Source organism: Pseudomonas sp. NCIMB 10586, from assembly GCF_023127895.1.
GTDB lineage: Bacteria > Pseudomonadota > Gammaproteobacteria > Pseudomonadales > Pseudomonadaceae > Aquipseudomonas > Aquipseudomonas synxantha_A.
The window spans coordinates 1-21,955 of sequence record NZ_SPKQ01000018.1; the positions used below are offsets into that span (position 1 = coordinate 1).

Sequence of the window (21,955 nt, forward strand, 5' to 3'; positions counted from 1 at the left end):
TAAGATCAAGATCAAAAGCAGATCAAGAGCGGCTCGCTTCGCATCGTGGTTAGCGGGGCAGAGCTGCGTTGAGCCGCACTTGCTTTTCCAACTCCAGCTTTAAGCCGGGTTCAAGTTTCAGTTGGCGGGCCAGTTCATCCAGGTAGGCTTTTTCCATGAAATTTTCCTCATCCACCAGCATTACGCTGGCGATGTACATTTCGGCGGCCATTTCCGGGGTGCTGGCGGCGCGGGCGACGTCGGTGGGGTCCAGGGGCTTGTTGAGTTCGGCGTGCAGCCAGTGTTGCAGTTCCTGGTCGTTGTCCAGCTTGGTGAATTCGCCTTCGATCAACGCGCGCTCGCGCTCATCCACATGGCCGTCTGCCTTTGCGGCGGCCACCAGTGCCTTGAGAATGCCCTGGCTGTGTTGTTCAACCTGGGCCGGAGGCAGGCGGTCGATGGTTTGTGGTTCGCCTTGGGGGGCGCTGGCTTGCTGGGCTTGCCAGTTGCCGTAGGCTTTATAGGCAATCACACCCAATGCGGCAAGGCCGCCGTAGGTCAGGGCCTTGCCGCCGAATTTGCGCGCTTTTTTGTTGCCCAGCAGCAAGCCCATGGCTCCGGCCGCCAGGGCGCCGCCACCGGCACCGCCGAGCATGCTGCCCAGCCCGCTACCGCCGAGTAAACCTCCAAGGGCGCTTTTGTCGCTGGATTTGCGTTGGCCGCCAGCCTTGTTTTGCAACATATCCTGGCCAGACTTGAGCAACTGATCGAGCAATCCGCGGGTATTCATTCGTAGCCTCCAGACACTTGGGTTCATAGGACCAATAGGCCCCCAGCGTAAGACGAAGTGCCAAAAAGCCGCGATCTAGAGTGCTTCCAGATGTAACGCGGGTATTCGACCAGGAAATGTCTTGTTGCATATGCAGCGCCATCATCCCGCCATCAATCAATTTGCCTTGTTCATCGAACCGCTTAAGCTATCCGGCGTCTGTTTATTGTCCGTTGCGTTTGGCCGAAGGCATGTCCGAACCGTTATTTCTGATCCGCTACGTGCCAGGAACGGCGCGGGATTTGCTCACGACAGGTTGTCTCTATGCACCGCAGGAATTTGCTCAAAGCATCCATGGCCATTGCGGCTTACACCGGTTTGTCGGCCAGCGGCCTGCTGGCCGCGCAGGCTTGGGCCGGGAACCGTGCCGCCGACGGCAAAGCCGTGGCGTTCGATTTCGAAGCGCTCAAGGCGCAAGCCAAGCAACTGGCCACCCGTGGCTATCAAGACACTAAGCAGGTGCTGCCGCCAACCCTGGCCACCATGACCCCGCAGAATTTCAACGCCATTGGCTACGACGGTAACCATTCGTTGTGGAAAGAGTTGAACGGCCAACTGGACGTGCAATTCTTCCATGTCGGCATGGGCTTCAAGACGCCGGTGCGCATGCACAGTGTCGACCCCAAGACCCGTGAAGCCCGCGAAGTGCATTTCCGCCCTTCACTGTTCAACTATGAAAAAACCACGGTGGACACCCAGCAACTGACCGGCGACCTGGGTTTTTCCGGCTTCAAGCTGTTCAAGGCGCCGGAGCTGGACCGCCATGACGTGCTGTCGTTTCTCGGCGCCAGCTACTTTCGCGCGGTGGACTCCACCGGCCAATATGGCCTGTCGGCCCGCGGCCTGGCGATTGATACCTACGCGAAAAAACGCGAGGAATTCCCCGACTTCACGCAGTTCTGGTTCGAAACTCCGGACAAGAATGCCACCCGCTTTGTGGTCTACGCCCTGCTTGACTCGCCAAGCGCCACCGGCGCCTACCGCTTCGATATCGACTGCCAGGCCAACCAGGTGGTGATGGCAATCGACGCGCACATCAATGCACGCACTGCCATCGAACAATTGGGCATCGCCCCCATGACCAGCATGTTCAGCTGCGGCACCCATGAGCGGCGCATGTGCGACACCATCCACCCGCAAATCCACGATTCGGACCGCTTGGCCATGTGGCGCGGCAATGGCGAGTGGATCTGCCGCCCGCTGAACAACCCGGCCAAGCTGCAATTCAACGCGTTCGCCGACACCGACCCCAAAGGCTTCGGCCTTGTGCAGACCGACCATGAGTTCGCCAGCTACCAGGACACCGTCGACTGGTACAGCAAGCGCCCAAGCCTGTGGGTTGAACCTACCACCGCGTGGGGCGAAGGCTCGATCGACCTGCTGGAGATCCCCACCACCGGCGAAACCCTGGACAATATCGTCGCCTTCTGGACCCCGAAAAAGCCCGTAGCCGCGGGTGATTCGCTCAACTATGGCTACAAGTTGTACTGGAGCGCACTGCCACCGGTGAGCACGCCGCTGGCGCAGGTCGACGCAACCCGGTCAGGCATGGGTGGTTTCACCGAAGGCTGGGCGCCCGGCGAGCATTACCCGAAGGTGTGGGCGCGGCGTTTCGCCGTAGACTTCAAAGGCGGCGGGCTGGATCGCCTGCCAGCGGGCACCGGCATCGAGCCGGTGGTGACCTGCTCCCATGGTGAGGTGAAGGATTTCAGCGTGCTGGTGCTGGATAACATCAAGGGCTATCGCATCCTGTTCGACTGGTACCCCACCAGCGACAGTGTGGAGCCGGTGGAGCTGCGCCTGTTTATTCGCACCCAGGACCGCACCCTGAGCGAAACCTGGCTGTATCAGTACTTCCCGCCCGCACCGGAGCAGCGCAAGTACACCTGAAATTAACCGCCTGATCATTCCCACGTCGCAGCGTGGGAATGATCGCAGGTGGCTTAGAACCGCGATACGCTTTTCATTGCGCCAATCAGATACCGCATCGCCATCTGATCACTCTCAGTCAGCGCCCGGTACTGGGCCAGCAACTCCATTTCATCCGAACTCAACCTTCGACCCCGCAATGACATACGGCGGCTCAGAAAAGACGCCATCGCACCCGCTACGCCATAGGATTTGGCCATGGACCACTACTCCTGATATCAGTCAAATACTCCTGGTGCCCATTTCCAAACTCCCCCGAAGCACAACGCTTTCGTGGTCAAGCAGCCTACCTCCCTGGGCTAGGAACCAGGCTAACCCTAAGCTTAGAAACTATCTCGTGGCACGTGGGATTTTTTTAGAGTATTCACTTAAAAAAATGGCCTCGGTAATAAAACCCTACAGCGCTTGCTTACGCCGTGGTCGATACAGGACGCGAGTTCTGGCAACCGCAAGAAAAAACCCACCGTATCAGGGTGGGTTCGACCTAACTGTGCGCGGGATCAATCCCGCAGATCCGACTCATGAATCGGCTGGTCCCGATGGGTTGCCCGCTGGTACTGCGCCGGCCAGATAGCCTTGCGCCCGCCCAAGTCATCGTCGGCATGCAGCGGCCAGTACGGGTCGCGCAGCAGTTCACGGGCCAGGAAGATGATGTCGGCCTGGCAGGTGCGCAGGATGTGCTCGGCCTGGGCCGGTTCGGTAATCATGCCAACCGTGCCGGTGGCGATGCCCGACTCCTTGCGCACGCGCTCGGCGAAGCGCGTCTGGTAGCCAGGGCCGGTGGGGATCTCGGCATTGGCGGCGGTGCCGCCGGAGGACACATCGATCAGGTCAACACCCAAGTCTTTCAGGCGGCGCGCCAATTCCACGGTTTCATCCGGGTTCCAGCCGTCCTCCACCCAATCGGTGGCCGATACCCGCACAAACAGTGGCAACTCCTGAGGCCAGGCCGCACGTACGGCCTTGGTCACCTCCAGTACCAGGCGAATGCGGTTTTCGAACGAGCCGCCGTAGTGGTCCTGACGCTGGTTGCTGATGGGCGAGAGAAACTGGTGCAGCAGGTAGCCATGGGCAGCATGGATTTCCACCACTTCAAAACCTGCGGTCAAGGCGCGTTTGGCGGCAGCGACAAAGTCGGCGATTACTTGCTGGATCTGCCCTTCGTCCAATTGCTTGGGCTGGGTGTGATTGGGGTCGAAGGCAATCGGCGAAGGGCCCACCGGCACCCACCCGCCCTCCTCCGGCTTGACGCTGCCATGCTTGCCGATCCAGGGCCGATGGGTGCTGGCCTTGCGCCCGGCATGGGCCAGTTGAATACCCGCCACCGCGCCCTGGGCCGCGATAAAGCGCGTGATACGCCGCAGCGGCTCGATCTGGGCGTCGTTCCACAGGCCCAGGTCCTGGGCGGTGATACGCCCATCAGCCGTCACAGCGGTGGCTTCGGTGAAAATCAGCCCTGCGCCCCCCACGGCTCGGCTGCCGAGATGCACCAGGTGCCAGTCATTGGCCAGGCCGTCGTCGCTGGAGTATTGGCACATCGGCGAGACCGCGATGCGGTTGAGCAGGGTCAATTGGCGCAGGGTATAGGGTTCGAGCAGCTGACTCATGGCGCACCTCTTCTGGGTTCTATGGGCACTGTTCAACAGTGTTTAGAGCCTAGTCGACAACCACCGATTGCACAGGGTTCAGAAAGGAAAGCGGGAGCCGATTGCCGGCTCCCGTTATGCAGCGCCTTACATTTCGACCTGGGTGCCCAGCTCGATCACACGGTTTACCGGCAGCTTGAAGAAGCGCAGGTTACCGTTGGCGTTCTTCAACATGAAGGCGAACAAGGTTTCGCGCCAGCGCGCCATGCCCTTGATACGCGAGGCGATCACGGTCTCCCGGCTGAGGAAATAGGTGGTGCGCATCGGGCTGAAATCCAGATCATCCAGATGGCACAGCTTCAGCGCTTCGGGCACGTCCGGCTCATCGGTGAACCCGAAATGCAGGATCACGCGAAAGAAGCCTTCGCCGTAGGAGTCCACCTCGAAACGCCGTGCGGCAGGCACCCGTGGAATGTCTTCGTAGACCACCGTCAGCAGCACCACCTGCTCATGCAGCACCTGGTTGTGCAGCAGGTTATGCAACAGCGCGTGGGGCACCGCATCCGGGCGCGCGGTCAGGAACACCGCCGTGCCCTGCACGCGATGAGGCGGCTGCACGCGGATGCTGCTGATAAAAATCGGCAATGGCAGCCCACCCTCGTCGAGGCGCTCGACCAGCAATTGCTTGCCGCGCTTCCAGGTGGTCATCAACACGAACAACACAATCCCCGCCAGTACCGGGAACGCGCCGCCCTGGATCACCTTGGGCACGTTGGCGGCGAAAAACAGACCGTCCACCAGCAAGCAGCAGAGCAACACCGGCACCGCCAGCACCGGCGGCCACTTCCACAGCAACAGCATGACCGCCGACACCAGGATGGTGGTCATCAGCATGGTGCCGGTCACCGCTACGCCGTAGGCCGACGCCAGGGCACCGGAAGATTCGAAGCCCAGCACCAGCAGGATCACGCCCACCATCAACGACCAGTTCACAGCGCCGATGTAGATCTGGCCTTGCTCGGCACTCGAAGTGTGCTGGATGTGCATACGCGGGATGTAACCCAACTGGATCGCCTGGCGGGTCAACGAGAACGCACCGGAAATGACTGCCTGGGACGCGATCACGGTCGCCAGGGTGGACAAGCCCACCAGCGGGATCAGCGCCCAGCTCGGTGCCAGCAGGTAAAACGGGTTGCGCGCGGCCTCCGGATCGCCCAGCAGCATCGCGCCCTGGCCGAAATAGTTGAGCACCAGCGCCGGCAGCACCAGGATGAACCAGGCACGGGCGATGGGCTTGCGCCCGAAGTGGCCCATGTCGGCGTACAACGCTTCGGCGCCGGTCAAGGCCAGCACCACCGCGCCAAGAATTGCCACGCCGATGCCGGGGTGAACCATAAAGAAGCGCACGCCCCATGCAGGGTTCAGCGCATTCAATACTTCAGGCTGCTGCAGAATGCCGTACACCCCGAGACCGCCCAACACCAGGAACCAGGTGACCATCACCGGGCCGAACAGCTTGCCGATACGATCGGTGCCGTGTTTCTGGATCAGAAACAGCGCCACCAGCACGATCAACGCAATGGGCACCACCCATTTTTCCAGGCCGTCGAACGCCAGCTCCAGGCCTTCAATGGCCGACAATACCGAAATCGCCGGGGTGATCATGCTGTCGCCATAAAAGAGTGCCGCGCCACACAGGCCGCACACCACCAGGAAACTGCGCAATTTAGCGCGCTCCCCAGCAGCCCGCCGCGCCAACGCCGTGAGCGCCATGATGCCGCCCTCGCCCTGGTTGTCGGCACGTAGCACGAACAACATGTACTTGATCGACACCACCCAGATCAGAGACCAGAAGATCAGCGCCAGTATCCCCAAGACGCCGTCATGGTTGACCTGTACTCCGTAACCGCCGTTGAACACCTCTTTAAGGGTGTAGAGCGGGCTGGTCCCGATATCGCCATAAACCACCCCGACTGCCGCCACCAGCATGCCAATCGGCTTGGCGTTTGAATGCTCGGCACCTGCTGCCTGACTACTTGCCTGACCCATCAACCACTCCTGCCCTTTGACCCAAGGTCTTTTATAAACAGCACGACTAAGCTGACCCTAGCATGCGCTGTTTTACTTCTCGAAACAGACGTTTTATTGACCCAAGGGCATTACCCGTGCGCAACGGCGCGAAGCATAGCGCAGCACTCGTCGCATTTCGCTGTTCCATTAGCTGAGACGTCGCTTTATGTAGTCAGCAATGACTGAGGCGGCATTTTGGCGCCTTTTTGCCTGCATTGATGACATCGCGGCCAACCGTATATGTTGGCCCGGCTCAGCAGGGTTGCCTCAGAAACTACTTGATCAGCTTGGCCGATCAATAAATTACGATCCGGCATGTCACCTTCAGTCCATATAAAAACTCAATCATCGCCCTGTCTCTTTTAAGGTACATTGCTCATGTACGAAGTGAAACATGTGCTGTCAGTCAATGGCGTGGATATCTACCAAGCTTGGCTAGACACCGTGCAAGACACACGTTCAAAAGCAAGAATCACTGCCAGAGTGGACCGCGCTTCGTTGGGTCACTTTGGCGTTACCGAGCCAGTAGGTGATGGAGTCTTTGAGATGAAGCTCGACTTCGGGCCTGGATTTCGCGTCTATTACGCAATCCAGGATCGAAAAATTGTGTTTCTGCTAGGCGGAGGCTCAAAGGCCAGACAGCAAAACGACATCAATCAGGCCAAGGCTCTCTGGACGTCTTATAAGGGGCAGCAAAAATGACCAGTCGGACTCGCTCTCATGAAGATAGCGTTCTTGAAATGCTCCAAGACGACGAGGCGTTTGCTCTCGAGTATCTCTCTGTAGCTCTTGAGGAAATCGATGAAGCGGGTGGTGAGGACGCCTTCCTTGTTGCTGTCCGCCGAGTCGCGGAAGCCCGTGGCGGAATGCTTAGCTTGTCGCAAAACACAGGGCTCAATAGGGCTAATCTCTACAGGTCCATCGCTGTGGGCGGCGATCCAAAGCTCTCCACCCTCCTGAAAGTACTTCAGGCATTAGGTGTGGGCATGTCTAAAGTCGTCTCGCACCGTACAGAACAAGACGTACGCGCTTGAAAGCGTTGTAAGCACTCTGCGAATTATCCAGCGCAGCACTCGTCGCATTTCCCTGCATAAAGCTGGTCAAGTGCGCTGCCCGCCGATAGAATTGCGCACTTTTTGATCAGAGGCGCACCAAGCGCCCATCCGTTGCCTTGTCGTGCACGACCGGCAGCGTCATTCAATACCGAGGTTAGACATGTCCACCACCATCGCAAAAGCCAACCCCAAGGTTGGCTTTGTTTCCCTGGGTTGCCCGAAGGCTCTGGTCGACTCCGAGCGCATCCTCACGCAACTGCGTATGGAAGGCTATGACGTCGTGTCCACTTACCAGGACGCCGATGTGGTGGTGGTCAACACCTGCGGCTTCATTGATTCGGCCAAGGCCGAGTCTTTGGAAGTGATCGGCGAAGCCATCAAGGAAAACGGCAAGGTCATCGTCACCGGCTGCATGGGCGTGGAAGAAGGCAATATCCGTAACGTGCACCCGAGTGTGCTGGCGGTGACCGGCCCCCAGCAGTACGAGCAGGTGGTCAACGCCGTGCACGAAGTGGTGCCGCCACGCCAGGACCACAACCCGCTGATCGACCTGGTGCCGCCTCAAGGTATCAAACTGACCCCACGCCACTACGCGTACCTGAAGATATCCGAGGGCTGCAACCACAGCTGCAGCTTCTGCATCATCCCGTCGATGCGCGGCAAACTGGTGAGCCGCCCGGTGGGTGATGTGCTTGACGAGGCCCAGCGCCTGGTCAAATCCGGCGTCAAGGAGCTGCTGGTGATCTCCCAGGACACCAGCGCCTACGGCGTCGACGTGAAATACCGCACTGGCTTCTGGAACGGCGCGCCGGTGAAAACCCGCATGACCGAACTCTGCGAAGCCCTCAGCAGCCTGGGCGTATGGGTGCGCCTGCACTACGTTTACCCGTACCCGCACGTGGACGAGCTGATCCCGTTGATGGCCGCCGGCAAGATCCTGCCGTACCTGGACATCCCGTTCCAACACGCCAGCCCCAAAGTGCTCAAGGCAATGAAACGCCCGGCGTTCGAAGACAAGACCCTGGCGCGTATCAAGAACTGGCGCGAGATCTGCCCGGAGCTGATCATCCGCTCCACCTTCATCGTCGGTTTCCCCGGCGAGACCGAAGAAGACTTCCAGTACCTGCTCGACTGGCTGACCGAAGCGCAGCTGGACCGCGTCGGCTGCTTCCAGTACTCGCCGGTGGAAGGCGCTCCGGCCAACCTGCTGGACCTGGCCGTGGTGCCGGACGACGTCAAGCAAGATCGTTGGGAGCGCTTCATGGCGCACCAGCAGGCGATCAGCTCGGCGCGTCTGCAACTGCGCATCGGCAAGGAAATCGAAGTGCTGATCGACGAAGTCGACGAGCAAGGCGCCGTTGGCCGCTGCTTCTTCGATGCGCCGGAAATCGACGGCAACGTGTTTATTGACGATGCCAGCGGCTTGAAGCCGGGCGACAAGGTCTGGTGCACCGTGACCGACGCCGACGAGTACGACTTGTGGGCTGAAAAGCGCGACTGAAGCGTGTTTGCGTAATATTTTGAAAAAGCCCCGCCTCTGACAAGATGCGGGGCTTTTTTAGGTCTATCGTTTTGCTCATCAGCGCAAATAACGCCAAGAGGCAGCGGTCATGCGACAGCATTCGGTCATCTATACGCCTAAATCCAGCGACTACCCGCGCCTGGCGCAGATCTGGGAAGCCTCAGTACGCGCCACCCACGACTTCCTGCCGGACAGCTATATCGACCGGTTGAAAAACCTGGTGCTGACCCGCTACCTGGATGCGGTGATGCTGATCTGCACCAAGGACTCGCGCCAGCGCATCACCGGGTTCGCCGGGGTGGTGGCCGGCAAGGTGGAAATGCTGTTTATCGACCCGCAACACCGTGGCCAGGGCCTGGGCCGGCAATTGCTGGGCTATGCCATCGAACACCTGAACGCCGAGGAACTGGACGTCAACGAGCAGAACCCCCAGGCCCTGGGCTTTTACCTCAAGCAGGGCTTCGAGGTGATCGGACGCACGGAGCATGATGGCCTTGGGCAGCCTTACCCGTTGCTGCATATGCGTTTGCGCCAGCTGCAACAACAGGCGCGCCAGGGCTAAATGAAATGGGCTCGGGATTAACCGGCGCCAGGCAGGTACAATAGCCGCCCCCTTTTGTTACGGCCCTTGTCATGACTGACCCCATACGCCTCTCCAAACGCCTTATCGAACTGGTCGGTTGCTCCCGTCGGGAGGCTGAGCTGTTTATCGAAGGCGGCTGGGTCTCGGTGGACGGCGAAGTGATCGACGAGCCGCAGTTCAAGGTCACAACCGAAAAAGTCGAGCTGGACCCAGAGGCCAAAGCCACCCCACCAGAGCCGGTGACCATTCTGTTGCACGCGCCGGCAGGCATGGACGCTGAAACCGCCATGGCCACGATCAGCGCCGAGACCTTGTCTGAAGAACACCGCTTCAGCAAGCGCCCGCTCAAGGGGCATTTCCTGCGCCTGACCGCCAGCGCCGACTTGCAAGCCAAGGCCAGCGGCTTGCTGGTGTTCACCCAGGACTGGAAGATTCTGCGCAAGTTGACCGCCGATGCCGCCAAGATCGAGCAGGAATACGTAGTAGAAGTCGAAGGCGACATGGTTGCCCACGGCCTCAACCGCCTGAACCACGGCCTGACCTACAAAGGTAAGGAACTGCCCGCTGTGAAAGCCAGCTGGCAGAACGAAAACCGCCTGCGCTTTGCGATGAAAAACCCGCAACCCGGCGTTATCGCGCTGTTCTGCGAAGCTGTTGGCCTGAAAGTCATCGCCATCCGCCGTATCCGCATCGGCGGCGTGTCCATTGGCAAGGTGCCAGTGGGCCAATGGCGCTACCTGTCCGGCAAAGAGAAGTTCTAAGCCGTTCCCCTTTTCCCGACACCGCCTGATTGGGCGGCGTCATCAGTTCAATAGCAGGATTGCTCACCATGATTCACAACGACGTACTGCGCAGCGTGCGCTACATGCTCGACATCAGCGACAACAAGATGGTCGAGATCATCAAGCTCGGCGGCATGGACGTGACCAAGGAAGACCTGCTGACCTACCTCAAGAAAGATGAGGAAGAAGGCTTCGTGTTCTGCCCGGATGAAGTCATGGCTCACTTCCTCGATGGCCTGGTCATCTTCAAGCGCGGCAAGGACGAAAGCCGTCCACCGCAGCCGATCGAAACGCCGGTGACCAACAACATCATCCTGAAAAAGCTGCGCGTGGCCTTCGAACTGAAGGAAGACGACATGCATGCCATCCTCAAGGCAGCGGAGTTCCCGGTGTCCAAGCCAGAGCTGAGCGCGCTGTTCCGCAAGTTCGGCCATACCAACTACCGCACCTGTGGTGATCAGTTGCTGCGTAACTTCCTCAAGGGCCTGACCTTGCGGGTCCGTGCCTAAGCCATGAGTTACCAGGTCTCGCCCGTCGGTTTCGTACGCTCCTGCTTCAAGGAGAAGTTCGCCATCCCGCGCCAACCGCAACTGGCACCGGCTGCCCGTGGCGTGCTGGAGTTGGTGGCGCCGTTCGACCAGGGCGAGGCGGTGCAGGGGCTGGAACAGGTCAGCCATGTGTGGTTGCTGTTCCTGTTTCATCAGGCCCTTGAAGACAAGCCACGCCTGAAAGTGCGCCCGCCACGCCTGGGCGGCAATACGTCCATGGGCGTGTTTGCCACCCGTGCCACCCACCGACCTAATGGCATTGGCCAATCGGTGGTCAAGCTGGACAAGGTGGAACCGGGGCGACTGTGGATTTCCGGGATCGACTTGCTCGATGGCACGCCGGTGCTGGATATCAAGCCATATGTGCCCTATGCCGACATTGTCGACAGCGCTACCAACACCATTGCCAGCAGCGCGCCGCAACTGATTGCGGTGCAGTGGCTGAAGACGGCGCTGCAACAGGCGCAAGGCCACGCTCAACGCCTCGGCGAGCCGTTGGTGGAACTGATTGAGCAGTGTTTGGCGCAGGATCCGCGGCCGGCGTATCAGGTTCCCACGTCGGAACGGGAATACGGTGCGCAATTATGGGATGTGGATGTGCGCTGGCACTACCCGGAACCTGGGATGATTTGTGTGCTGGAAGTGGTTCCCGCCGGATAAACCGGAGACTGAATGTGGGAGGGGGCTTGCTCCCGATAGTAGTGGGTCAGTCACCAGATGCAGTGACTGACACTCCGCCATCGGGGCAAGCCCCCTCCCACATTTTGATCTGCTTACTGACGCTGTATTACTTCTCGACGAACGCACGCTCGATCAGGTAATCGCCCGGCTCACGCATCCGTGGCGAAACCTTCAGGCCGAAGCTGTTCAGCACTTCGCTGGTCTCATCCAACATGCTTGGGCTGCCGCACAGCATGGCGCGGTCGTCTTCGGGGTTGATCGGTGGCAGGCCGATGTCGCTGAACAGCTTGCCACTGCGCATCAGGTCGGTCAGGCGGCCTTCGTTTTCGAACGGCTCGCGGGTCACGGTCGGGTAGTAGATCAACTTGTCACGCAGGGCCTCGCCGAAGAATTCGTTCTGCGGCAGGTGCTCGGTGATGAATTCGCGGTAGGCGACTTCGTTGACGTAGCGCACGCCGTGGCACAGGATGACTTTTTCGAAACGCTCGTAGGTCTCCGGGTCCTGGATCACGCTCATGAACGGCGCGAGGCCAGTGCCGGTGCTGAGCAGGTACAGGTGTTTGCCCGGCTTCAAATCGTCAAGCACCAGGGTGCCCGTCGGTTTTTTGCTGATGATGATCTCGTCGCCTTCCTTCAAGTGCTGCAATTGGGAAGTCAGCGGGCCATCCGGCACCTTGATGCTGAAGAATTCCAGATGCTCTTCCCAGTTCGGGCTGGCAATCGAGTAAGCGCGCATGAGCGGGCGGCCGTTGGGCTGTTGCAGGCCGATCATCACGAACTGACCGTTCTCGAAGCGCAGGCCCGGATCGCGGGTGCACTTGAAGCTGAACAGAGTGTCGTTCCAGTGATGAACACTGAGGACACGCTCGTGGTTCATGTTGCTCATGTACGGGGGACTCCTGGAAATGGGTCTGCGCCAAAGGTAAGGATGCGCAATTGCACAGCATTCTAATGGCGGCGACAATATCTGTTAACTGGATTATTAAGATAAGGGTTATCGGTTATATCGATATGCGATTTACTCTCCGTCAACTGCAAGTTTTCGTCGCCGTCGCCCAGCAGGAAAGCGTCTCGCGCGCTGCTGGCCTTCTGGCCTTATCTCAATCCGCCGCCAGCACGTCGATTACCGAGCTGGAGCGTCAATCCAGCTGCCAATTGTTCGACCGCGCCGGCAAACGCCTGAGTCTCAACGCCCTCGGTCACCAGCTATTGCCCCAGGCGGTTGCACTGCTGGACCAGGCCAAAGAGATCGAGGACCTGCTCAACGGCAAGTCCGGCTTCGGCTCCTTGGCGGTCGGCGCGACCCTGACCATCGGCAATTACTTGGCGACGCTGCTGATTGGCAGCTTTATGCAGCAGCATCCCGAAAGCCAGGTGAAACTCCATGTGCAGAACACTGCACATATCGTGCATCAGGTAGCGCACTACGAAATTGACCTGGGTCTAATCGAAGGTGACTGCAGCCATCCGGACATCGAGGTGCAAACCTGGGTAGAAGACGAGCTCGTGGTGTTTTGTGCGCCCCAGCATCATCTGGCCAAACGTGGCGTGGCCAGCATGGATGAGTTGACCCACGAGGCGTGGATCCTGCGCGAACAAGGCTCGGGCACGCGCCTGACGTTTGACCAGGCCATGCGCCATCATCGCAGCGCGCTGAATATCCGTCTGGAGCTGGAACACACGGAGGCAATCAAGCGGGCAGTGGAGTCGGGGTTGGGGATCGGCTGCATTTCGCGGCTGGCGCTGCGCGACGCGTTCCGCCGCGGCAGCCTGGTACCGGTGGAAACCCCGGATCTGGACCTGGCCCGGCAGTTCTACTTCATCTGGCATAAGCAGAAATACCAGACCTCGGCGATGCGCGAGTTTCTCGAACTGTGCCGCGCCTTCACCGCCGGGGTGCAGCGCAGCGACGAGATCGTGCTGCCGAGTATTGCCTGATCGTCAGATCAGGATCACCGCCCACACCAGGGTGATCATGGTCAGTGCCACAAATTGCGCGGCGCTGCCCATGTCCTTGGCGTTCTTCGACAGCGGATGGCGGTCCAGGGAAATACGGTCAATGGCCGCTTCTACCGCAGAGTTGAGCAACTCGACAATCAACGCCAGCAGGCATACCGCAATCAGCAGTGCTCGCTCGACCCGACTGACCTGCAGGAAAAAGCTCAAAGGGATCAGGATGACGTTCAACAACACCAACTGACGGAACGCCGCCTCGCCGGTGAAAGCTGCGCGCAGACCATCCAGGGAATAGCCCCCTGCATTGAAGATACGTTTGATACCGGTTTGACCCTTGAAAGGCGACATAGATGTAGGCAACTGAACCAAAGAAGTGGGGAAGCTAGATCACGCAAAGTCAAAAAAGCGTGAAGCGGCTGTAACTTAATGTTGCGAGATTGACTCAAGTTGTTGCAAGAGCAACGCCGCCTGGGTCCGGGTACGCACTCCCAGCTTACGGAAAATCGCCGTGACATGGGCCTTGATGGTCGCTTCCGACACGCTCAATTCGTAGGCAATCTGCTTGTTCAGCAAACCCTCGCAGACCATGGTCAGCACCCGAAACTGCTGAGGTGTGAGACTGGCCAGGCCATCACGGGCGGCCTTGGCTTCGTCGGACACGTTGATTTGTTCAAACGCCTGGGGCGGCCAGGACACATCGCCGTCCAATACCGCGCGCACGGCTTTCTGGATATCTTCCATCGCGCTGGACTTGGGAATGAAGCCACTGGCGCCAAACTCCTTGGAGCGCACCACCACGTCGGCTTCCTCCTGGGCCGAGACCATCACCACGGGGATCTGCGGGTATTGCCCGCGCAGCAGCACCAGCCCGGAAAAGCCGTAGGCACCGGGCATGTTCAGGTCGAGCAGCACCAGGTCCCAGTCGGATTTTTCGGTGAGGCGAGCTTCCAGTTCGGCGATGCTGGCCACTTCGACCAGGCGAACATCAGGGCCAAGCCCCAGGGTGACTGCCTGATGCAGAGCGCTGCGAAACAGCGGATGGTCATCGGCTATCAGGATTTCGTATGTGGCCATTGGTTAAATGATCCTGTTTTTTATGGCAGCCCTGATGGTTCAGGGCTCACCAATACACAAGGCGACGGCCTGGCAGCTATCGCCACAGGGCCTGCTCAACGTCAAAAGCACGTGAAACGACGTCAGGCATTCACGGTTGCGCCCCAATCGGCGCCCAGCATGACCAGCGTAGCCTGGAGGGTCAAGCACTACGCCCGAGGGCATTTTAGCGGGTTGCAGGTTTACGGTGCCATCATGCAAACGTCGTCTGGTTATACCGCCGGGATGTAGGGTGCAAGGCGAGTATGCACAGCGTCCATCGGGTCCAGCGGCATTTGGAACTTGGCAGCCAGGTAATGGGTGCTGAATACATCGAGATAGGCATCCAACACTTCGCTGGCGGCCACGTCTTCGGCCAACTCCAGACAAAGTGCCGCCACCTCGGCGGTGCAGAAATGGTCATCACGCTTAGAACGCCGCAGTTTGTAGCGTGACAACTGCTCTGGCGCCAGGCTCAGTACCGGCAAGTGCTCCAAGTAGGGGCTTTTGCGAAACATCTTGCGCGCTTCGCTCCAGGTGCCGTCCAGCAAGATAAACAGCGGGCGCTTGCCCTCCTCCATGCGCACTTCACTGACCACCCGTTCTGGTGCCACGAATTCACCGGGGAAGACAATATATGGCTGCCACTGCGGATCGGCCAACAATCTGAGCAAATCGGGGTCGACTTCGGTGCGCGACCATGCGAATGCAGTGGTGTCGTGTATGACATCAGCGATCAGCCAACCCGTGTTGCTGGGTTTCATCGGCTCAACGTCATGCATCAACAGGCACATGGCCGACTTGGCTTGTACCTGGGGCCGCCAGGCACATAAGCAGTACTCGGGAATTACCCGACAGCCGGGGCAACGCTCGGCTCGGGAACCACGATTAAGAAACGGCCTGACGGCACGCGCCAGACGCTGAGCACGCAAACGGGAAACGGCGTGGCTCATCGGGCACGCGGCGAAGAAAAGGGAATCGGCACGGAAGAAACTCGTGAAAAGCAGAAGTCCCGCAGTTTACCAGCGATACGCCTGGCTGTAGTGGCAAGGGCTCACCTATAATTGCGCGCCACTGAACGCACAGCGCAGTGGCTGGTCTATGCACCAGTAACCGAATCAGGAGAGTTTCATGCTGCGTTCCATGCTGCGCCTTGTTGCCCCATCCCTCGCCATAGCGTTGGTCTTGCCTATGGGCGCCCACGCGGCCTCGCTGCTGGAGGCTCAAATGAACAGGAAGCTGCAAAGCGTCGCGGCCGAAAGCAACAAGGACCTGCCCCGGGAAATTGATGAAAAGACCCTGGAAGTGGCCTACACCGTTGAAGGTATGCAGCTGATTGATCACCTCAGCGTTCAGCCTGATCGTGCCGAACAGATGCGTGCCAACCCCAAGGCTGTGTATTTCCAGTTGGGCCGCAGCGTATGCACCAACCCAGGCTACCGCGAACTGATGGCAAAGGGCGCAGTGATGCGCTATGAAATCACCGAGAACAAAAGCAACCGCCCTGTGGCATCGGTCAAGTTCGTAGAAGCGGATTGCCCGGCTCCGGCGAAGAAGAAAAAGTAACCACTGCTAAACCCTCGCGCGCGGCTGTCCAGCGGCGCGCACTCCCCCGCTCCAGCTCCTGCCAACGACTAAACTACGCGATGAGTAACCAATAAGCGGTTGCCAGCCAAGGGTTTTTCGGCCCATGATCAAGCCATCCCATACGCCCGCCCACAGCTACTTCAATGCTGTTCTGTAACACTTTCAGGGCATACGCGGCCTGCCCTCCTGTGGCATGCAACGACACATGCAGTGTCGTGGCCCCGACGACGCTCTCGTCGACTATCCAGGCCCTGTAAAGAAGGAGAAGTTGAATGCCTTATGAATCCAATGATCAGTTGCTTCGTCATTTTGAAGAAAACGGGACCGACCTCACGCAGCAGGTCGACGCGCAAATCCAGTTGATCGCCCCCAACAGCCCGAATATCCCCCTTTATCGCGACATGATCCTTACCGTTCTGCGCATGGCCCAGGACGACCGGGATCGCTGGAATGCCAAGATCACCCTGCGCGCCATTCGTGAATTGGACCATGCATTTCGCGTACTCGAACAATTCAAGGACCGGCGCAAGGTGACGGTGTTCGGCTCGGCACGTACACCTGTGGAAAGCCCACTGTATGCACTGGCCCGAGAGGTGGGTGCAGCATTGGCGCGCTCCGACCTGATGGTGATCACCGGCGGTGGCGGCGGCATCATGGCGGCAGCCCACGAAGGCGCGGGCCTGGCGCACAGCCTGGGGTTCAATATCACGCTACCCTTTGAACAGCACGCCAACCCCACCATCGATGGCACCGAAAACCTGCTGTCATTCCACTTCTTCTTTACCCGCAAGTTGTTCTTCGTCAAGGAAGCCGATGCGCTGGTGTTGTGCCCAGGCGGTTTCGGCACCCTGGACGAGGCTTTGGAAGTACTGACCCTGATCCAGACTGGCAAGAGCCCGCTGGTGCCAGTAGTGTTGCTGGATGCGCCAGGCGGTGGGTTCTGGCAAGGTGCCCTGGACTTTATCCGCAGCCAGTTGGAAGCCAACCGCTACATTCTGCCTACTGACCTCAAGCTGATACGCCTGGTCTACAGCGCCGAAGAAGCAGTGGATGAAATCAACCAGTTCTATGCCAACTTCCACTCCACCCGTTGGTTGAAACGCGAGTTTGTGGTGCGCATGAACCATCCTCTCAGTGAGCGTGCTCTGGCCCATTTGCAGCAAGAGTTTGCCAGCCTGCGGCTCAGTGGCGAGTTTCAACAGCTCGCCTATACAGGCGAAGACCATGACGAACCAAGGTTCAGTCACTTGACCCGCCTGATGTTCAACTTCAATGGCCGCGACCAGGGGCGACTGCGTGAATTGGTGGATTACATCAACCTGCCGGAAAACTGGGCACAGGCCCAAGGCAAGACGCAGCAACGTGTGACGTCACTGCCGGCGTAGTTTTTTGCAGGCGAAAAAAAAGGCCCACTATTTTCATAGTGGGCCTTTTCGTTTTGGGGCGTTCAGTCGTCCATATCGCGGCCGCTCAACAAGCGGCTGATCATGTCCATCGAAAACCCGCGATAGCTCAGAAAGCGCCCTTGCTTCGCACGCTCCCTGGCGTCAATCGGAAGGTGCCCCGCAAACTTGCGGCGCCAAGTGTCTTCCAACTGCGACTGCCAGTTGATACCGCACTCACGCAGGGCAAGGTCGATATCGGCACGTTGCAGACCACGCTGGCTCAGCTCTTCACGAATCCGCGCAGGGCCGTAACCGGAGCGCGCTCGGTAGGACACAAAACTTTCAAGGTAACGGGCTTCCGACAACAGCCCTTCTTCTGTCAAACGGTCGAGGGCTGTTTCGATCATCTCAGGCTCTGCGCCGCGCTGACGCAATTTACGCGTCAGCTCGACTCGGCCATGCTCGCGGCGAGCGAGCAGGTCCATTGCAGTGCGCCGAACGGCAACGAGTGTATCCAGTACAACGGTCATCGTTTGCTTCAGATGTCAGTGTCGGCTTCTTCCATCTCGTCAACCGGCTCGCGGTTAGCGGCAGCTTTCACGTCCGGCGCCGGGGTCAGCAGCTTGTCGCGAATCTGCTTCTCAAGCGTGGCAGCGATATCCGGGTTGTCCGCCAGGAACTTGGCCGAGTTGGCCTTGCCCTGACCGATCTTGCTGCCGTTGTAGGCATACCAGGCACCGGACTTTTCGACGAAACCGTGCAGTACACCCAGGTCGATCATCTCGCCGTTCAGGTAGATACCCTTGCCGTAGAGAATCTGGAACTCAGCCTGACGGAATGGCGGGGCCACTTTGTTCTTCACAACCTTGACGCGAGTTTCGCTACCGACAACCTCGTCACCTTCCTTCACCGCGCCAGTACGGCGGATATCCAGACGGACCGAAGCGTAGAACTTCAGCGCGTTACCACCGGTGGTGGTTTCCGGGCTGCCGAACATCACGCCGATCTTCATGCGGATCTGGTTGATGAAGATCACCAGGCAGTTGGCGTTCTTGATGTTACCGGTGATTTTACGCAGCGCCTGGGACATCAGGCGGGCTTGCAGGCCCACGTGCATGTCGCCCATTTCGCCTTCGATTTCAGCCTTGGGTACTAGGGCAGCCACGGAGTCGACCACGATCACGTCAATGGCGTTGGAGCGCACCAGCATGTCGGTGATTTCCAGGGCTTGCTCGCCGGTGTCCGGCTGGGAAACCAGCAGGTCATCGACGTTGACGCCCAGCTTGCCGGCGTACTCAGGATCCAGGGCGTGCTCGGCGTCGACGAACGCGCAGGTGGCGCCCATCTTTTGCGCCTGGGCAATCACCGACAGGGTCAGGGTGGTTTTACCGGAAGATTCAGGACCGTAGATTTCAACGATACGGCCTTTTGGCAGGCCGCCAATGCCGAGCGCGATGTCCAGACCCAGAGAGCCAGTGGAAATAGCCGGGATCGCCTGACGGTCGTGATCGCCCATACGCATTACGGCACCCTTGCCGAATTGACGTTCGATCTGACCCAGGGCCGCAGCCAAGGCTTTCTTCTTGTTGTCGTCCATTAAAGTCCTCACGTAATCAATAAGGCCTGACGGCCAACACCTGTATAAGTAGACAGTATTGTTCCACAAAGATCGGTGATCGCCTACCCCTGTTTCTCGATTTCTGCTGCAGCTCGTCGCAACAAGCCCTCCAGTGCGGCTTTTACCGTTTGTCGGCGCACCTCGTCGCGGTTGCCGGGGAAGTGCGCAAGCTCGGCTGTCACCTCGTCGCCCACTGCAAAGGCCAGCCAAACGGTGCCCACCGGCTTGTCTGGCGAGCCGCCATCGGGGCCGGCCACACCGCTGACCGCCACGGCAAACCGCGCCAGGCTTTTTTCCTGAGCGCCGCGGGCCATCGCCTCCACCACTTCCTGGCTGACGGCGCCTACTTTGGAAAAGAGTTTTTCCGGCACGTTCAACTGCCGGGTCTTCTGGCGATTGGAATAGGTGACATAGCCCGCCTCGAACCAGGCCGAACTGCCCGGGATCCGCGTGATGGCTTCGGCAATGCCGCCGCCGGTACAGGACTCGGCAGTGGTGACGTGGGCACTGAGCACCTGCAAACGGCGACCCAGTTCAGCGGCCAGTTGAGTGATTTCCTTCACGGTCGTCTCCAGGAGTGGGCGGGGGTTCGCCTACCCTACAGGAGCCTATCGGCCATGCAAGATACAGAGTGCATCAAGAGGCTAACGCGCGACGGCCTGCACATAGGCCTGGCAAGCGCGCAAGGCGATCAGGGCGCTGTCGCCGTCGTCGGTGATGCGGATAATTCGCTGAGCATGCGCCGGGTCAAGTCGGGCTCGCGGGGCTGCATGAACCAGGCTGCCGGCGGTGGTGGAGGCAGGCACTGTACAGCCAGTGGCGGAATCGGCGGCGTCGAGAAGGACTGACAACCGCACATCAGCAGTGGCCAGACGGTCACGCAGAGCAGCTTGGTTGCGTTGGGCATCGCTCAACTCCTGGGTGTGTTGGTGGTCGTTGACGTTGAGCTGTTGCTCCAGAGCCCGGCGTTGGTTTTGTGCTGCCAGCCTTTGCTGGTTCAGCGCTTGAGCATGGGTGCTTGATTGCAGCTCAAGCTGCGCACCATATCGCCAAGCCTGGACCTGCCAAACAAACGCCATGAGCAGACACACGCCGATCAAACGCAACGCACTTAGGAGATGCATAACACCGCCTTGGCCCGCGCCCACAAGCGCAAACGCTCATCCAGGCCATTGAGACCGCCGTTGATACGCCGAGTGATAGCGGTGAATTGGTCCCTGTCGGCCAGTTCATTCAAACCGTTGCTCTGCCAAAACCAGGCTGCCGATTCGCAAGCCCATTGCGGTTGCTCCAGCAATTGCGGTTGCAGCAGCAGGCGATCATCGCCGAACAGCGCTCGGCTGCAGGCCAGGTAGTTGCGACGCCCCGTGATCTGGATAAGCCCCCTGCCCCGATACTTCTGGCCATCGCCATCCGCCTCGGGCGTGTTGCCCAGCCGGGCGGCCAGGGTACCGGTGTCGTATTTGCTCAGGTAGTGATCGCTACCCAGTTCTCGCACATAGAGCAACTGAGCAGATTCGTGGCCGATTTGGGCGAGGAATGCCGCAGTGCGTTCAGGTGTGGTGATTTGGTGATGGGACATCGCCGTGTTTAACGCCGAAATGAAAACTCCCGCTTTAAGGCGGGAGTTTGGTAGTACTTTAACCAGCTGTTGCTCAGATAGAACCATGCATCCCTCCTTCTTGAGCTCGAGCTTTCAGTGATACACGAACTCAAGCTCCCTCTTCTGCCCGCGCCTAAGACGCCAATCCACTGGCCATGATCGAACTGCGATACCCCGTCGCCGGGTCGCCGACGTGGGTCACTTGGGTAATCGACCAGCGCCCCTGCATATACGAAGGCCAGGTTTCATCCAGCACCAGCAAGCCTTCGGCAGCGAGCAGCGGGTTACCGGGGCAATCGATCTGCAGCTTCAAACCTTCACGGCCCACCCGGCGCAGTTCGCCTTCGGCCACGGCGCGGGCTTCGGCTTCGTTCTGGCAGCGCTGGCGCAGGGTCTTGAACGGGGCAATCCCGACCTGGACCATGCGCTGCTTGCCAGCTCCGGAATCCCACCAGCTGACGCGGCTGCCCATGTATTTGGAGCGCGATTTTTCGTCGAGCTTGGCGGTGATAAAGGCCTGCTCACCGGGACGGTTGTCCTCGGTCACCGACAATTTCACTTGCGGTAATAGCTGGCCGGAGAGTGATTTGGCTTGCCCCGCTTCGGCCAGCACATAGAGTTCGTTGAACGGCTTGGTGACAGCGTTGTAGCGTTTGGCCAAGCGGGTGATGAAGGCCATGTCGCTTTCGTTGGACTGGTCGATGTGCGCAATCGCAATGCCGTCCAACGTCGGTGCCACTCGCGGTGAAAAACCATGGCGGCTGACCAGTTGACGAAACAACGCCCCCAAGGTAGTCGGCCCATGGCTGGCGGAGCGGCGCTGGCGATAGCCGCTTTTATCCGCCTCGCTGAAGGGCGCGGCGGTGGCCACGATCATCAGGCGCATCGGAAACAACACTGGGGTGCGTTGGGTGACGACAAACTCGCCTTTTTCCACCAAGCCGGTTTCCTGGTAACCGACACGCAGGCCGATCTTGCCACTGAGGCTGGGCAAGCCCTCCAGCCCTTCTATGTTAAGGGTCAGTTCCAGGCGGTCAGTCTGGATGCCCGCGGCGTCGGTGTGGCTCCAGTGCATCAGGCGTTGATTGAGCAGCGCCGCGTTGGCGCCGTAGAACTCTACGATCGGGGTAAATCCGTGTGCCATGCAACC

General features: G+C 59.3%; 25 protein-coding genes. 11 read left to right on the forward strand and 14 right to left on the reverse strand.

The features are described 5' to 3' along the window. Positions 1 to 49: 49 nt before the first annotated feature. Entirely contained in the window at positions 50 to 769 is a 720-nt protein-coding gene (locus E4P01_RS08045) for a tellurite resistance TerB family protein (RefSeq protein WP_078820445.1), read from the reverse strand. A 303-nt stretch (positions 770 to 1,072) separates the two neighbouring features. On the opposite strand from E4P01_RS08045, the gene E4P01_RS08050 reads away from it, so the two are divergent. Beyond that, complete coding sequence (locus tag E4P01_RS08050) at positions 1,073 to 2,698, forward strand: glucan biosynthesis protein D (RefSeq protein ID WP_078820444.1); 1,626 nt, start codon at positions 1,073 to 1,075, stop codon at positions 2,696 to 2,698. 53 nt (positions 2,699 to 2,751) lie between these two features. Here the strand turns inward: E4P01_RS08050 and E4P01_RS08055 are convergent, their stop codons facing one another. The 3 genes from E4P01_RS08055 to E4P01_RS08065 form a co-directional block, all read right to left on the reverse strand. Beyond that, a complete protein-coding gene (locus tag E4P01_RS08055; RefSeq protein WP_078820443.1) occupies positions 2,752 to 2,937 on the reverse strand; it encodes a hypothetical protein in 186 nt (61 codons plus the stop codon). A 300-nt stretch (positions 2,938 to 3,237) separates the two neighbouring features. Continuing rightward, the gene (locus tag E4P01_RS08060; protein WP_005785478.1) at positions 3,238 to 4,344 is read right to left on the reverse strand and encodes an NADH:flavin oxidoreductase/NADH oxidase; all 1,107 of its coding nucleotides are present in this window, start codon (positions 4,342 to 4,344) and stop codon (positions 3,238 to 3,240) included. Positions 4,345 to 4,470: 126 nt separating this feature from the next. After that, a complete protein-coding gene (locus E4P01_RS08065; protein ID WP_005785476.1) occupies positions 4,471 to 6,372 on the reverse strand; it encodes a potassium transporter Kup in 1,902 nt (633 codons plus the stop codon). A 399-nt stretch (positions 6,373 to 6,771) separates the two neighbouring features. Here E4P01_RS08065 and E4P01_RS08070 point away from each other — a divergent pair, with 399 nt between their 5' ends. From E4P01_RS08070 to tsaA, 7 genes are all read left to right on the forward strand, one after another. Next, positions 6,772 to 7,095: a type II toxin-antitoxin system RelE/ParE family toxin gene (locus tag E4P01_RS08070; protein WP_032877494.1), complete on the forward strand. Its 324-nt coding sequence runs from the start codon at positions 6,772 to 6,774 to the stop codon at positions 7,093 to 7,095. After that, positions 7,092 to 7,427, forward strand: coding sequence for an addiction module antidote protein (locus E4P01_RS08075; RefSeq protein ID WP_032877495.1), 336 nt, complete (start codon positions 7,092 to 7,094; stop codon positions 7,425 to 7,427). Before E4P01_RS08070 ends, E4P01_RS08075 begins: the two co-directional genes overlap by 4 nt. Positions 7,428 to 7,620: 193 nt before the next feature. Beyond that, a complete protein-coding gene (rimO, locus tag E4P01_RS08080) occupies positions 7,621 to 8,949 on the forward strand; it encodes a 30S ribosomal protein S12 methylthiotransferase RimO (protein WP_169855583.1) in 1,329 nt (442 codons plus the stop codon). A gap of 109 nt (positions 8,950 to 9,058) precedes the next feature. After that, positions 9,059 to 9,532 carry a GNAT family N-acetyltransferase gene (locus tag E4P01_RS08085; protein WP_078820442.1) on the forward strand — a complete coding sequence of 158 codons (474 nt, stop codon included), beginning with the start codon at positions 9,059 to 9,061 and terminating at the stop codon, positions 9,530 to 9,532. 71 nt (positions 9,533 to 9,603) lie between these two features. Continuing rightward, on the forward strand, positions 9,604 to 10,314 hold the full coding sequence (locus tag E4P01_RS08090; protein ID WP_005785471.1) for an rRNA pseudouridine synthase: 711 nt from the start codon (positions 9,604 to 9,606) through the stop codon (positions 10,312 to 10,314). Positions 10,315 to 10,382: 68 nt separating this feature from the next. Then, positions 10,383 to 10,844 (forward strand): DUF1456 family protein, encoded by a 462-nt coding sequence (locus E4P01_RS08095; protein ID WP_005785469.1) that lies wholly within the window; start codon positions 10,383 to 10,385, stop codon positions 10,842 to 10,844. 3 nt (positions 10,845 to 10,847) lie between these two features. Then, entirely contained in the window at positions 10,848 to 11,543 is a 696-nt protein-coding gene (gene tsaA, locus E4P01_RS08100) for a tRNA (N6-threonylcarbamoyladenosine(37)-N6)-methyltransferase TrmO (protein WP_078820441.1), read from the forward strand. 127 nt (positions 11,544 to 11,670) lie between these two features. Here the strand turns inward: tsaA and fpr are convergent, their stop codons facing one another. Next, positions 11,671 to 12,450 (reverse strand): ferredoxin-NADP reductase, encoded by a 780-nt coding sequence (fpr, locus tag E4P01_RS08105; protein ID WP_003189055.1) that lies wholly within the window; start codon positions 12,448 to 12,450, stop codon positions 11,671 to 11,673. A gap of 125 nt (positions 12,451 to 12,575) precedes the next feature. On the opposite strand from fpr, the gene E4P01_RS08110 reads away from it, so the two are divergent. Further along, entirely contained in the window at positions 12,576 to 13,502 is a 927-nt protein-coding gene (locus E4P01_RS08110) for a LysR family transcriptional regulator (RefSeq protein WP_010212678.1), read from the forward strand. Between the two features lie 3 nt (positions 13,503 to 13,505). Here the strand turns inward: E4P01_RS08110 and E4P01_RS08115 are convergent, their stop codons facing one another. The 3 genes from E4P01_RS08115 to E4P01_RS08125 form a co-directional block, all read right to left on the reverse strand. Further along, complete coding sequence (locus E4P01_RS08115) at positions 13,506 to 13,868, reverse strand: diacylglycerol kinase (protein ID WP_003189051.1); 363 nt, start codon at positions 13,866 to 13,868, stop codon at positions 13,506 to 13,508. Positions 13,869 to 13,943: 75 nt separating this feature from the next. Continuing rightward, positions 13,944 to 14,594 (reverse strand): response regulator transcription factor ErdR, encoded by a 651-nt coding sequence (gene erdR / locus E4P01_RS08120; RefSeq protein WP_032877498.1) that lies wholly within the window; start codon positions 14,592 to 14,594, stop codon positions 13,944 to 13,946. A 251-nt stretch (positions 14,595 to 14,845) separates the two neighbouring features. Continuing rightward, positions 14,846 to 15,565: a tRNA-uridine aminocarboxypropyltransferase gene (locus tag E4P01_RS08125; RefSeq protein WP_032877499.1), complete on the reverse strand. Its 720-nt coding sequence runs from the start codon at positions 15,563 to 15,565 to the stop codon at positions 14,846 to 14,848. Between the two features lie 178 nt (positions 15,566 to 15,743). On the opposite strand from E4P01_RS08125, the gene E4P01_RS08130 reads away from it, so the two are divergent. Together E4P01_RS08130 and E4P01_RS08135 are read left to right on the forward strand one after the other, a co-directional pair. Next, a complete protein-coding gene (locus E4P01_RS08130; RefSeq protein WP_216090822.1) occupies positions 15,744 to 16,178 on the forward strand; it encodes a PA3611 family quorum-sensing-regulated virulence factor in 435 nt (144 codons plus the stop codon). 293 nt (positions 16,179 to 16,471) lie between these two features. Next, complete coding sequence (locus E4P01_RS08135) at positions 16,472 to 17,584, forward strand: TIGR00730 family Rossman fold protein (protein WP_032877501.1); 1,113 nt, start codon at positions 16,472 to 16,474, stop codon at positions 17,582 to 17,584. A 62-nt stretch (positions 17,585 to 17,646) separates the two neighbouring features. Here E4P01_RS08135 and recX read toward each other — a convergent pair whose 3' ends face one another. The 6 genes from recX to E4P01_RS08165 form a co-directional block, all read right to left on the reverse strand. Then, entirely contained in the window at positions 17,647 to 18,114 is a 468-nt protein-coding gene (gene recX, locus E4P01_RS08140; protein WP_005785456.1) for a recombination regulator RecX, read from the reverse strand. 8 nt (positions 18,115 to 18,122) lie between these two features. Then, positions 18,123 to 19,181 (reverse strand): recombinase RecA, encoded by a 1,059-nt coding sequence (gene recA, locus E4P01_RS08145; protein ID WP_005785454.1) that lies wholly within the window; start codon positions 19,179 to 19,181, stop codon positions 18,123 to 18,125. Between the two features lie 83 nt (positions 19,182 to 19,264). Then, positions 19,265 to 19,765 carry a CinA family protein gene (locus tag E4P01_RS08150; RefSeq protein WP_005785452.1) on the reverse strand — a complete coding sequence of 167 codons (501 nt, stop codon included), beginning with the start codon at positions 19,763 to 19,765 and terminating at the stop codon, positions 19,265 to 19,267. An 81-nt stretch (positions 19,766 to 19,846) separates the two neighbouring features. Continuing rightward, the gene (locus tag E4P01_RS08155) at positions 19,847 to 20,326 is read right to left on the reverse strand and encodes a lysis system i-spanin subunit Rz (protein WP_032877503.1); all 480 of its coding nucleotides are present in this window, start codon (positions 20,324 to 20,326) and stop codon (positions 19,847 to 19,849) included. Next, positions 20,314 to 20,871: a glycoside hydrolase family 19 protein gene (locus E4P01_RS08160; protein ID WP_032877504.1), complete on the reverse strand. Its 558-nt coding sequence runs from the start codon at positions 20,869 to 20,871 to the stop codon at positions 20,314 to 20,316. Before E4P01_RS08160 ends, E4P01_RS08155 begins: the two co-directional genes overlap by 13 nt. Positions 20,872 to 20,938: 67 nt before the next feature. Further along, positions 20,939 to 21,949, reverse strand: coding sequence for a contractile injection system protein, VgrG/Pvc8 family (locus E4P01_RS08165; RefSeq protein ID WP_216090821.1), 1,011 nt, complete (start codon positions 21,947 to 21,949; stop codon positions 20,939 to 20,941). Positions 21,950 to 21,955 lie beyond the last annotated feature (6 nt).